The sequence below is a fragment of the Pseudomonas sp. Q1-7 genome, assembly GCF_028010285.1.
In the GTDB taxonomy this organism is placed as follows: Bacteria; Pseudomonadota; Gammaproteobacteria; order Pseudomonadales; family Pseudomonadaceae; genus Metapseudomonas.
Genome location: NZ_CP116304.1, coordinates 166405 through 178524, shown reverse-complemented (window position 1 = coordinate 178524; position 12120 = coordinate 166405). Strand labels below are relative to the sequence as shown.

Here is a 12120-nt window from a genome sequence, read left to right as displayed (position 1 = left end):
GGCGCGCGCCTTCCCCGAGCACAGCTGCAAGCAAGAGGTAGCGTCATGAAAACCTGGATTTGTGTGGTCTGCGGCCTGATCTACGACGAAACCAAGGGCTGGCCCGACGAGGGCATCCCGGCCGGCACGCCCTGGGCCGACGTGCCGGACGACTGGGTGTGCCCGGATTGCGGGGTCGGCAAGGGCGACTTCGATATGCAGGAGATCTGAACCGGCCGCCGGCTCCTTCCCTGTAGGAGCGAATTCATTCGCGAATGGCCGCAAAGCGGCCCCTAGCCGAGAACAGCAGGCCTTCGGCCTGCATCGCGAATGAATTCGCTCCCACAACGCGCCTCGTCCGCCCCCTCAAAACCTCAGGCTCACCCGCACCGTCGCACCATTGTCGCGGGCATCCTCGGCATAGGTACCGTTGTAGAAGAGCCCGGCGTAGGCCTGCTCGGTGAGTTGGTAGTCCAGCCCGATGTCCAGGCGGAAGGCGTCGTCGGTCAGCGCCACGGAAGCGCCGCTTGCATCCTCCAGACGGCTGTCGCTGTAGGCATGCCGCCAACCCGAGGTGATCCTTGCGGTGAGCCGGCGCCCCGACGCCAGTTCGAAGCGCGTGGTGCCTCGCAGACCGAAGGTGCTGTAGCCGATCTCGTCACGCTGGCTGCCGAGATCGCCGACAGCGTCGCTGTCCAGCCGCACGTAGGCCAGCTCGCTGAAGCCTTCGACGGAGAAATCGCGGAAGTCCAGGGAATAGCTGAGTTCGCCGAACAGCTGGCCCTCGTTCGCGTCGGCAACGGCGTGATCGCCGTCATGGTCGCTCCAGGCGACGCCCAGCTTCACGCCGATCTGGTTGTAGATCTTGGTTCCGGCATAGGCCCCCAGGTGCAGGCTGTGGATATCCGCGTCCATGCCCGGCACTGCCACCCGACTCGCCGAATAGCCACCCATTCCGCCCACCAGCCAGGTCCCCAGCTTGCGTTCGCTGCCCAGCAGCAGGCCACCGATATCCCGTTCGCGGCGCGGCGCGCGGTGGTCGGCATCCACCGAGCCGTGGCTGCCGAAGGCGCGAAGCCACGCGGGCGTTTGCCCCTCGTCCAGCGGCGGCTCGCGGAAGGAGAAGCGGATTTGCTGGATGCGCTCGGAGGCGGCGTCGCGAAGGAAATGGCTGTCCTCCAGCAGGCTCGCGCGGCTGGCGGCGGCCAGGGCATCAGCCTGGACCGGGGACACCAGCAGCAAGGTCGCGAGACCGGCCCAGGCGGCACGGAACGAGAGAGACTGAACCACGGCGGACACCTCGACGGGGAATGCGGATAACTCTAGCTCCATGGCGTGCAATTGAATTTCCCGATTGCACGACCGGGTTTCTGATTTGCCGCGCACTCGCCGCGCTGGCGCAATGGCGACCTGCACACGGAAGGAGCCCTACAATGCGCCAGACCCTTTCTCCCGGCCTCACCGCCCACGCCTCGATGCTGCTCTGGGCGTTGCTGGTGGCGCTGTCGTTCTTCGCCGCTGCCGAGGTCAACCCGTCCCTCGACGCCCTGCCACTGACCGCGCTGCGCCTGCTCCTCTCCGGCAGCCTGTTCCTGCCGGTCCTGCTGCTGCGCCGCCCCGGCCCGCCGAGCGCGCGGGCCCTGCTGGCGCACATCGTCCTGGGCGGCCTGCTGGCCACGTACTTCGGCAGCCTGTTCGAGGCGCTGAAGCACACCAAGGCGCTGGACACCGCGCTGCTCTATGTCAGCGTGCCGCTGCTGACCCTCGGCGGCGAACGCCTGCTGCTGGGCAAACCGGTGCTGCAACGCTTGTGGCCGACCCTGGTCGCCGCCCTCGGCGCGCTGGCGCTGCTCGGCCTCGACAATGCCCACTTCGACGCCTACGCCTATGGCCTCTATGGCATCGGCTGCCTGGCCATGGCCCTCTACGGACCGCTCAGCCAACGCTTGAAACCCTGGCTCGGCGGGGACCGCAGCGCCGCCTCCCTGGCGTGCGGCAACCTGCTGACAGGCGGCCTGCTGCTGGCCCTGGCGAGCACCCTCGGCCAGCGCTGGGATGGCCTGGAAGGCATCGCCCTGCGGGATATCGGCTGGTTGCTCTACCTGGCGCTGACCGCCACCCTGGCCACCTTCTGGCTGCTGCACCGGGCCATCCGCTGGCTGCCGCCGGCCACGGTGATCGCCTACAGCTACCTGAGCGGCCTGTTCGCCCTGTTGCTGCAAAGCTTCTGGCTGCAGCAGGTCCCGGCGCCGGCGGCCTGGGCCGGGGCGCTGCTGATCCTGTCCGGCATGGCCTGGCTGGCGCGCCTCAGCCCGGCGCGAACGGTGCCGGCCTGACTGGCTTGCCATGGCGACCGGCACGGGTTCTGATGGGCGCTCCCGCCCAATGGAACCCTGTCATGCTGCTCGCCAATGGACTGCGCAAGATCGACATCCAGGACCTGCTGGTCTTCCTTGAAATCTACGAGCGCCAGCACCTGGGCGACGTGGCGGAGGTGCTCAACCTCAGCGCCTCCAGCGTCAGCTACAGCCTGAAGAAACTGCGCAGCAGCTTCGCCGACGAACTCTTCATCGCCACCCGCAGCGGCATGCAGCCCACCCGCAAGGCCCAGGCCATGCGCCCCCATGCGCGGTCCATGGTGGACCTGGTGAACACCTGCTTCAGCGAGGCCAGCGCCTTCGACCCGAGCCAGGCGCCGCGCACCTTCCGCCTGTGCGCGCCGGAGTATTTCGAACTGCTGATCCTGCCGCCGCTGCTGCGGCGCCTGGGCGCTGCGGGCTATCCGGTGAGCCTGGACGTGCAGCGCCTGGGCCGCGAGATTCCCGCCGAGGCGCTGGTGCACGGCGAGCTGGACCTGGCCCTGGGCTTCGGCCCGCACCAGCATCGCGCCCACCCCGGCCTGATCAGCCTGGCCCTGCTCAAGGACGACCTGCTCTGCGTGCGCGCCGCCGGCAGCGCGCCGGTGGAGGACCTGGAATCCTTCTGCGCCCGCCGCCAGGTGTTTCCCACGCCCTGGGATTCCGAGCGCAACATGATCGATGGCTGGCTGCAGCAGCAGGGCCGCAGCCGGCAGATCGCCGCGCGCACCAACAACTACCTGGCCGCCTTGCAGCTGATTCCCGCCAGCGACCTGCTGCTGGTGCTGCCGGCGCGGGTGCACGAACGGCTCGGCGATGCCCGCACCGCCGTCGATCCGCTGCCCAACCTGCCAAGCTTCTCCCTGGAAATGCTCTGGGCGCAGCCCTTCGACCAGGACCCGGCGAACATCTGGCTGCGGGAGCAGATCCTCAGCGTCTGCGCGGAACAGTCATTCCTCTAGACGATCGTCCAGCACCTGGCTGATGAATCCGCGGCTGGCCGCCAACACCTCGGCCTGGGTCTCTTCCCGGGCCAGCATGCGCGCCACGACGACGGCGCCGACGCATTGGACGATCAGTGCCCAGGCCAGTTCGCCGTCCTCCAGGATTTCCGCCCAGGCCTGTTGCAACTGCAGCATCCAGTGTTCGGCTTCCTCGCGTACGGAGAGCTCGGCGCGGGCGATCTCCGCGCCGAGGGCGGGAATGGCGCACCCCGTGTCGGGACACTGCAGATGGGTCATGCTCAGGTAATGGTCGAGGCAACGCTCCAGCTTGTCGCGGCAAAAACCTTCGCCACGGGCGACGTGGCCGATCAGGCTCTGCGACAGCTCGCGCTGGACGATGGCGGTGAACAGGTCGTTCTTCGACGGAAAGTGGCTGTAGAAGGCGCCGCCGGTCAGGCCGATGGCCTTCATCAGGCCGTCCACGCCCGTGGTGGAGAAGCCGCCGCGCTTGGCGATGGCACCGCTGCTTTCCAACAGCTTCTGCCGGGTTTCTTCCTTGTGGGTGGCTGAGTAACGCACGACGACCTCCGCTGGACTGGCTTGACGCGTTGCCGAGCGTAGCATAACGTCCGTTCAGCTAACGACCGTTCAGCAAAAGGTGAACAGCATGGCTAACGACACGAACAAGAAGAAAGTCGTACTGGTGATTGGCGCAGGCGATGCCACCGGCGGCGCCATTGCCCGGCGTTTCGCCCGCGAGGGCTTCGTCGCCTGCGTGACCCGGCGCAGCGCCGACAAATTGCAGCCCCTGGTGGACGCCATTCGCGCCGAAGGCGGCGAAGCCCACGGCTTCGGCTCCGATGCGCGCAAGGAAGAGGACGTCGCCGAGCTGGTGGAAACCATCGAGCGCGACATCGGCCCGATCGAAGCCTTCGTCTTCAACATCGGCGCCAACGTGCCCTGCAGCATCCTCGAAGAAACCGCGCGCAAGTACTTCAAGATCTGGGAGATGGCCTGCTTCTCCGGCTTCCTCACCAGCCAGGCGGTGGCCAGGCGCATGGTCACCCGCGAGCGCGGCACCATCCTCTTCACCGGTGCCACCGCCGGCCTGCGTGGCGCCGCCGGCTTTGCCGCCTTCGCCGGGGCCAAGCACGGCATCCGCGCCCTCGCCCAGAGCATGGCGCGCGAACTGGGGCCACGGAACATCCACGTCGCCCACGTGGTGGTGGATGGCGCCATCGACACCGCATTCATCCGCGATAGCTTCCCCGAGCGCTATGCGCTGAAAGACCAGGACGGCATCCTCGACCCGGAGCACATCGCCGAGAACTACTGGTACCTGCACAGCCAGCCGCGCGACGCCTGGACGTTCGAGCTGGACCTGCGCCCCTGGATCGAACGCTGGTAAACGCGCCCCGACCGGCTGCGCGCCGCCTGGACGTCGTTCGCCCGCTCGCAAGACAACTGAAAGGAAGAGCAAAAGAATGACCAAGACCGTGGAATTCTTCTTCGACCTCGGCAGCCCGGCCAGCTACCTGGCCTGGACCCAGCTGCCGGCGATCTGCGACCGTCACGGCGCGGCTTTGCGTTACCGACCCATGCTGCTGGGTGGTGTGTTCCAGGCCACTGGCAACGCCTCGCCCGCCACCGTGCCAGCCAAGGCCCGGCACACCATGATCGACATGCAGCGCTTCGCCCGGCGCTATGGCGTGCCGATGCATTTCAACCCGTACTTCCCCATCAACACCCTGACCCTGATGCGCGGCGCCATCGGCATACAGATGCGCCAGCCGGAGCGGCTGGAGGCTTATCTGGACGCCCTGTTCAGGGCCCTGTGGCAGGACAAGCGCAACCTTGGCGACCCCGCCGTGCTGGGCGCCGTCCTGCAGGAAGCCGGCTTCGATCCCCAGCCGCTGCTGGCGCTGGTGGCCGACCAGGCGGTGAAGGACGCGCTGAAGGCCGCCACCGAGGAAGCCGTAAAGCGCGGCGTGTTCGGCGCACCGACCTGCTTCGTCGGCGAGGACATGTTCTTCGGCCAGGACCGCCTGGACTTCGTGGAGGAGGCGCTGGCCTAGGCCAGCTTCGGCAGCGACGCCAGCAATGCGGCATCGAGGTCCAGCATGCGGGCCGCCTTGTGTCCGGCAAGGCCACTGGGGTCTACATCCTCGGGGAGATCGCATGCCAGCTTGGCGACATGCAGGATGAGGGCTTCCTTCGAATAGACGCCGCCGCCCAACTGGAACGCGGCGGCGATCAACTGGCGCAGTTCCAGGGGCAGGCGCCAGCGTGTGCGCAAGGCCGAGCCAAAGGGTGCGGCGTGGGCATGCAGTGCGTCCTCCACCTGTTCAGCGCTCAGTGACTCGCCCCCGAGGTCGCGCCAGCTCTGGATACTGCGCAGCACCGCCAGGTCCCCCAACAGATGCAGCAGGCCGGCGGTGTAGCAGCGCTCGGCATCCCCCTCCAGGCACTGGGCCAGCCAACGGGCCAGTTCGGCGGTGCGCCGAGACTGTTGCCAGATGCGTTCCCCATGGGGCACCAGCAGCGGTTCGGTCAGGCTGACGCTGCGTTGCAGGGCCAGGCCGAGGGCGAGATTGAGGCTGTGCTGGGAGCCAAGCCGGAGCAGTGCCTGGTTCAGGGTCTGGCAGTTGCTGCCCAGGTGCTGGGCGGCACTGTTGGCGGCGGCGATCAGTTGCCCGGTGAGCTGCGGGTCAAGGAGAAACAGCGGCTCCAGTTCGCTCAGATCGTGCGTGTGGGCCTCCAGCGCGTGCTCCAGCGCTTCGCGTACCACCTGCAGCAAGGGAGCGCCCGCGGAAGACCCGCGCGCTTCGGCCAGGTAGACCTCCAGGCTCTGCCGGGGCGCGGCCGACGGCGGGCAGGACACCTCCTCCCCCGGCTCCAGCAGCAGATTGCGCAGGCGCTGCAGCAGGTCCTCGGCATTGAAGGGTTTGGCCAGGTAGGCGGTGGGCGCCAGCGGCAGGGCGGCGCGAACGCTGGCGGCGTCGACGCGTTCGGTGATGAGAAAGAACGGCACGGGCGGATGGCGACGCTGACGGCGAACCTCACGCAGCAGCTCCAGGCCACCGATGCCGGGCAGGCCGTAGTCGACTATCAGCAGGTCCGGCCAGCCGTCGCGGCAATGCTCGAGCACACTGCTACTGTCCGGCAGCACCACCAGATGCGCATCGCAGCGGGCCTTGCGCACCAGCTCAGTGAGCAGCTCGGCGCTCCAGCGATCGGCATCGGCAATCAGCACCTGGGGTGTCCGTTCGATTTCAGCCATGGGTGGCGATCCAGTTCCGCTACAACTCCCGGATGATTTCTGTACGGCTCGTACAACTCACGAGCACTTCAGCAGACTAGACAATGCTGGCACCGTGGCGCCAGCCATCGTGCTCATTCCGGCAGGCTCGGCAGGACCACGCACGAGTCAGCGCCGGGGCCCCTCGAAAAAACGCGCCGACGGCAGGCAAAGAAAGACCCGCCGAAGCGGGTCTTTTTCACCACCTGAGGGATCAGGCCAGTTCGTCGAAGCACTCGGCGACAATGGCCAGGCCCTTCTCGAGTTGCGCGTCGGGAATGGTGACCGGCATCAGGAAGCGGATGACGTTGTAGTAAGTGCCGCAGGACAGCAGGATCAGGCCTTTTTCGCGAGCCTTGGCCACGATCTTGCCCACCAGCTCAGCGGCCGGCTTGCTTTCGTCGCCGCCTTCGAACAGCTCGATGGCGACCATCGAACCCAGGCCACGGACGTCGCCGATGACCTTGTGCTTGGCCTGGATTTCACGCAGGCCGGTCTTCAGGCGCTCGCCCACGGCCTGGCTGCGCTCCAGCAGTTTCTCTTCGTCGAAGACCTTCAGCACGGCCAGGGCCGCGGCGCAGGCGATCGGGCTGCCGGCATAGGTGCCGCCCAGGCCGCCGGGAGCGATGCTGTCCATGACTTCGGCCTTGCCGACTACGCCGGAGATCGGGAAGCCGCCGCCAACGGACTTGGCGAAGGTGGTCAGGTCAGGCGCCACGCCCAGTTGCTCGGTGGCGAAGAAGGTGCCGGTACGGCCAGCGCCGGTCTGTACTTCGTCGGCGATCAGCAGGATGCCGTGCTGGTCGCACAGCGCGCGCAGGCGCTGCATGAAGGCCTTGGAGTTGACGTAGAAGCCACCCTCGCCCTGGACCGGCTCGATGATGATCGCGGCGATGTCCTGGGGCTGGGCGTCGTTCTTGAAGATGCGCTCGATGCTGGCGATGGACTCGTCTTCGCTGATGCCGTGCAGCTCGCACGGAGCCAGGGCACGGAACACGCCACCGGGCATCAGGCCCATGCCGGCGGAGTACGGAACCACCTTGCCGGTCAGCGACAGGGTCATCATGGTGCGGCCGTGGTAGGCACCGGTGAAGGCGATCACGCCGGCACGGCCGGTGGCGGCACGGGCGATCTTCACGGCGTTCTCGACGGCTTCGGAGCCGGAGGTCACCAGCAGGGTCTTCTTGGCGAAGTCACCCGGTACGCGCTTGGCGATCTCTTCGCAGAGCTCGATGTAGGGCTCGTAGGCCAGCACCTGGAAACAGGTGTGGGACAGCTTGGTCAGCTGCTCCTGAACGGCGGCGATCACCTTCGGATGCAGGTGGCCAGTGTTCAGCACGGCGATGCCGCCGGCGAAGTCGATGTACTCGCGGCCGTCCACGTCCCAGACAGTGGCGTTCTCGGCGCGCTCGGCGACGATCGGATGGATCTGGCTGACACCGCGGGCGACAGCAGCGGCACGGCGTTGCAGCAGGGATTCGTTCTTGCTCATGAGTTCCTCACGGCCGCTCATCGGGCGGCGCAGTTTCAAGGATTAATGCCTCCGGTAGGGGTCGTCGCAGCATACGATGATCGACTGCGATAACTTGCCGGAGGCTCGTTTTCTTCAAGGGTGGAGCTGGGGCGCCGCGCGCTCTTTCGCGCCTTGCCCCGTCGTTGGATCAGATACCGCCGAGGCAGAGATACTTGATCTCCAGGTAGTCCTCGATGCCGTATTTGGAACCTTCGCGGCCCAGGCCCGAAGCCTTCACGCCGCCGAAGGGCGCCACTTCGTTGGAGATCAGGCCGGTGTTGATGCCCACCATGCCATACTCCAGCGCCTCGGCCACGCGGAACACGCGGCCCAGGTCACGGGCGTAGAAATAGGAAGCCAGGCCGAACTCGGTGTCGTTGGCCATGGCGATGACGTCGGCCTCGTCCTTGAAACGGAACAGCGGGGCCAGCGGACCGAAGGTCTCTTCCTTGGCCACGGCGGCGTTCGTCGGCACGTCGACCAGGATGGTCGGCTCGAAGAAGGTGCCACCCAGGGCGTGGGGCTTGCCGCCGGCAACCACCTTGGCGCCCTTGGAAACGGCATCGGCGATGTGCTCCTGGACCTTGGCCACGGCCTTCTCGTCGATCAGCGGGCCGGTGGTGGTGCCGTCTTCCAGGCCGTTACCGATCTTCAGCTTGGCCACGGCGGCCTGCAGCTTCTCGGCGAAGGCGTCATAGATGCCGTCCTGCACGTACAGGCGGTTGGCGCAGACGCAGGTCTGGCCGTTGTTGCGGTACTTGGAGATCAGCGCGCCTTCAACGGCGGCGTCCAGGTCGGCATCGTCGAAGACGATGAAGGGTGCGTTGCCGCCCAGTTCCAGGGACACTTTCTTGATGTCCTTGGCGCATTCGGCCATCAGCTGGCGACCGATCTCGGTGGAGCCGGTGAACGACAGCTTGCGCACGACCGGGTTGCTGGTCAGCTCGCCACCGACTTCGCCGGCGCTGCCGGTGACCACGCTCAGCACGCCTTTCGGGATGCCGGCACGCTCGGCCAGTTCGACCAGGGCCAGGGCGGAGTACGGGGTCTGGGATGCGGGCTTGATCACCATGGTGCAGCCGGCGGCCAGGGCCGGGCCGGCCTTGCGGGTGATCATCGCGGCGGGGAAGTTCCACGGGGTGATGGCAGCGGTCACGCCGATGGGCTGCTTGATCACGATCAGGCGCTTGTCGGGCTGGTGGCCGGGGATCACGTCGCCGTAGACGCGCTTGGCTTCTTCGGCGAACCACTCGATGAAGGAGGCGGCGTAGGCGATCTCGCCCTTGGCTTCGGCCAGCGGCTTGCCCTGCTCGATGGTCATCAGGCGGCCCAGGTCGTCCTGGTTCTCCATCAGCAGCTCGAACCAGCGACGCAGCTTGTTGGCGCGTTCCTTGGCGGTCAGCGCACGCCAGGCCGGCAGAGCACGCTCGGCAGCCTCGATGGCGCGGCGGGTCTCGGCGGTGCCCATCTTCGGCACGGTGCCGATGATTTCGCCAGTGGCCGGGTTGTTGACCTTGATGGTCTGGCCGCTGTCGGCGTCCAGCCAGGTGCCGTCGATATAGGCTTGCTGGCGGAACAGCTTGGCGTCTTTCAATTGCATCTCTGTCTCCTTCACACCGGCGCTGCACGGGCACCGGGGCAAGTTGTTGTTCTGCGACCAATGCGCGATTGGCCAGGACGGAGTGATTGGAACGGCCCGGCTTATGGTGAGGCGAGGGGGCGTTTGAAATCTCAAACGGAATCCTAGGGTGCCGAAAACCCAAGGGCAATAGCCTGTTCGATAAAATCAACAAAAAGTCGGTACTGTTTGTCGAAATCCTGATCAAAGATGACCAGAAGCGGCACCATCGTTCAACATCGCGAACAAGCCAACTCGCGTGGACGCCCGCCCGCGAGATGGGTATGATTGCGGCCCCATACGCATCCGTAGCTCAGCTGGATAGAGTACTGCCCTCCGAAGGCAGGGGTCGTGGGTTCGAATCCCGCCGGATGCGCCATCTTTTCTAAGTGATTGTCAGGTATGAAAATACCGTCATTCACTGCGCCGGAATTGCTGGTGTGACACTGAGTGATGCTCGTAGGTGGGGCATCACAGAGGTGCGAACCATGCCAGCTCAGCCCGCTTATATCACCCTGAATCGCCACGGAACCTTCTACTTCCGCATTGTGGTTCCCTCGCCCGTGCGCACAGCATTGGGTCTACAGCGAGAAATTCGGCGCTCCCTGAAAACCGACAGCCAACGGCTGGCGCTTCGTCGTGCTCGACAGTTCGCCGCTCGTTATGAGGCTGCATTCGATAAGGTTCTGAGTGTGATTGATCGAGACGACTACCAGCTCACGGCTGAGGATATGGAGCGTGCTGGTGAAGTGATTGAGCAAGCCGGTAGACCAATCTCCTGGGGTTCCTGGGCTAGCGAACCAGAAGAGCCAACCCCGCCCAGCAAGTCCGCACTGAGTGATGCTGATTGGCGGCAAGTGGAAATGACGGGGCGACTGAGTGAGATCGCCCTTGCATTGACTGGCAGTGCTACGCGGCCAATCCCTGAGCACCAGCAGGCTCTTGCTGACTATCTTCTGGATTGGGGGCTGCCACTACCGCACCAGACTTTTAAACGTGGTTTGGCGAAGCAGATAGAGGCGTTTGCTTTACGGCGAGTTGGCTCACTCAGTGCTGCGCCTATGACTCCGACGCTTGTGCCGGAACCTGTGACGGGCGGCCCGACGCTGTATGAGCTGTGGGAGCTTCAGCGTGAGGCGGAGGTACGGCTGAACAAAAAGAAGTCCCCAAGTGCGCACGTTGACGAGCAAGGGCACGCACGCCGGCTGAATATCTTGAGCGGCAACAGACCGTTTGGCTCACTATCGCTGGATGACATCAATCAACTTTATCTGCTGACTCAGCAGGTTAAATCTCTGCGTGGTGGGAAAATTCCACCGCCAGACTCACCAATAGAGTCAATTTTGGCTAACCCCGGCGACTCGCTGATCAGTGGGCCGACCATTGAGAAGATGATCGTCCGGTTGGGTGCGATTCATCGGTTCGCCTACAAAAAAGGCTATTCAACTGTAGACCCGGCTAGAACCGAGACTCCGTCAGTTAGTAGTGATGCCGGCCGTATAGCGCGCGAGGACAAGCCTTTTACCACTCGTGAGCTTCAAACAATCTTCTCTGGCTATCTGTATACGGGCACTGACAGCGGCTCAGCTGAGCTGGTTTTCCCCTACCAGTTTTGGCTTCCACTGCTGGCACTGTTTACTGGTGGGCGGCTCAACGAGCTCTGCCAGCTTGAATCCAGCGACATCAGCCAGGAAGCGGAAACCGGTATTTGGTTCGTTCGGATAGTTAGTGAGGGCTCAAAGTCGCTGAAAAACCAGTATAGCCGCAGGTTCATTCCGCTTCATAATGAGCTGATTAGGATTGGGTTCCTGGAATTTGTCCAGCAGGCTAAAAGCGAAGGGCGGCTAAAGCTCTTTTCGGACGGACTCACGTATAAACCGACGAAGGGGTGGGGAGGCATTGCGACCACCTTCTTTACTAGGATACCGAGCGATAGCACCAAGTCTGGCGGCTACTTCAATGCCATTGGCATTCGGAAGCGCCTTGATGACGGAAAGCCAGATGGCAAGAGATTCCATGCTTTCCGGCATACCTTTGTCGATCTGCTTCGAAACACCAGCGATCAAGCGCTGCCCCTGATTCCCGTATTCACCGGGCACGCAGCCAAGAACAGAAATCAGTCCGATGATTATGGCAGCGGCTTCTGGCTGAAAAAGCTGAGTGAGGCCTTGCATACGGTCAGCTTCCCCGTTGACCTATCAGGCATCACCTACGCCGACTTTGAGCTGCGATTGGGGCATCTAATGACTTCGTGCATTCAGGCTCATCGGGATACTCATGGTTTGAATCCCTAATTCAGATTCGCCTCTATGGCTTGTCAGTATTTGCCTGGCTAGTTTATGCTCGATTTTGGTAGACGTTGTATACAGCGCCAATGTGGCGTGCATATAAAATTCTAAGGATAAATAAAT

11 protein-coding genes and 1 tRNA gene are annotated in these 12120 nt (G+C 64.4%); 7 read left to right on the top strand and 5 right to left on the bottom strand.

From position 1 onward, the window contains the following. Positions 1–45: 45 nt before the first annotated feature. A complete protein-coding gene (locus PJW05_RS00820; RefSeq protein ID WP_271410053.1) occupies positions 46–210 on the top strand; it encodes a rubredoxin in 165 nt (54 codons plus the stop codon). 135 nt (positions 211–345) lie between these two features. Here the strand turns inward: PJW05_RS00820 and PJW05_RS00815 are convergent, their stop codons facing one another. Next, positions 346–1269, bottom strand: a complete 924-nt coding sequence (locus PJW05_RS00815; RefSeq protein WP_271410052.1) for an autotransporter outer membrane beta-barrel domain-containing protein — start codon at positions 1267–1269, stop codon at positions 346–348. Positions 1270–1412: 143 nt separating this feature from the next. Between PJW05_RS00815 and PJW05_RS00810 the strand changes: the two genes are divergently transcribed. Then, entirely contained in the window at positions 1413–2315 is a 903-nt protein-coding gene (locus PJW05_RS00810) for a DMT family transporter (protein WP_271410051.1), read from the top strand. Positions 2316–2377: 62 nt separating this feature from the next. Next, on the top strand, positions 2378–3298 hold the full coding sequence (locus PJW05_RS00805; protein WP_271410050.1) for a LysR family transcriptional regulator: 921 nt from the start codon (positions 2378–2380) through the stop codon (positions 3296–3298). Here PJW05_RS00805 and PJW05_RS00800 read toward each other — a convergent pair. Next, entirely contained in the window at positions 3287–3859 is a 573-nt protein-coding gene (locus PJW05_RS00800) for a TetR/AcrR family transcriptional regulator (RefSeq protein ID WP_271410049.1), read from the bottom strand. The two genes, PJW05_RS00805 and PJW05_RS00800, sit on opposite strands and share 12 nt — an antisense overlap. An 88-nt stretch (positions 3860–3947) precedes the next feature. On the opposite strand from PJW05_RS00800, the gene PJW05_RS00795 reads away from it, so the two are divergent. Next, the gene (locus PJW05_RS00795; RefSeq protein WP_271410048.1) at positions 3948–4688 is read left to right on the top strand and encodes an SDR family oxidoreductase; all 741 of its coding nucleotides are present in this window, start codon (positions 3948–3950) and stop codon (positions 4686–4688) included. A 76-nt stretch (positions 4689–4764) separates the two neighbouring features. Further along, positions 4765–5355: a 2-hydroxychromene-2-carboxylate isomerase gene (locus tag PJW05_RS00790; protein WP_271410047.1), complete on the top strand. Its 591-nt coding sequence runs from the start codon at positions 4765–4767 to the stop codon at positions 5353–5355. Here PJW05_RS00790 and PJW05_RS00785 read toward each other — a convergent pair. The 3 genes from PJW05_RS00785 to gabD form a co-directional block, all read right to left on the bottom strand. Further along, complete coding sequence (locus tag PJW05_RS00785) at positions 5352–6560, bottom strand: HDOD domain-containing protein (protein WP_271410046.1); 1209 nt, start codon at positions 6558–6560, stop codon at positions 5352–5354. The two genes, PJW05_RS00790 and PJW05_RS00785, sit on opposite strands and share 4 nt — an antisense overlap. A gap of 232 nt (positions 6561–6792) precedes the next feature. Beyond that, a complete protein-coding gene (gabT, locus tag PJW05_RS00780; RefSeq protein ID WP_271412156.1) occupies positions 6793–8070 on the bottom strand; it encodes a 4-aminobutyrate--2-oxoglutarate transaminase in 1278 nt (425 codons plus the stop codon). Positions 8071–8239: 169 nt separating this feature from the next. After that, positions 8240–9691, bottom strand: coding sequence for an NADP-dependent succinate-semialdehyde dehydrogenase (gabD, locus tag PJW05_RS00775; protein ID WP_271410045.1), 1452 nt, complete (start codon positions 9689–9691; stop codon positions 8240–8242). Positions 9692–10011: 320 nt separating this feature from the next. Between gabD and PJW05_RS00770 the strand changes: the two genes are divergently transcribed. Next, positions 10012–10088: transfer RNA gene (locus PJW05_RS00770), tRNA-Arg, on the top strand. A 109-nt stretch (positions 10089–10197) separates the two neighbouring features. Next, positions 10198–12003 (top strand): site-specific integrase, encoded by a 1806-nt coding sequence (locus tag PJW05_RS00765; RefSeq protein WP_271410044.1) that lies wholly within the window; start codon positions 10198–10200, stop codon positions 12001–12003. Positions 12004–12120 lie beyond the last annotated feature (117 nt).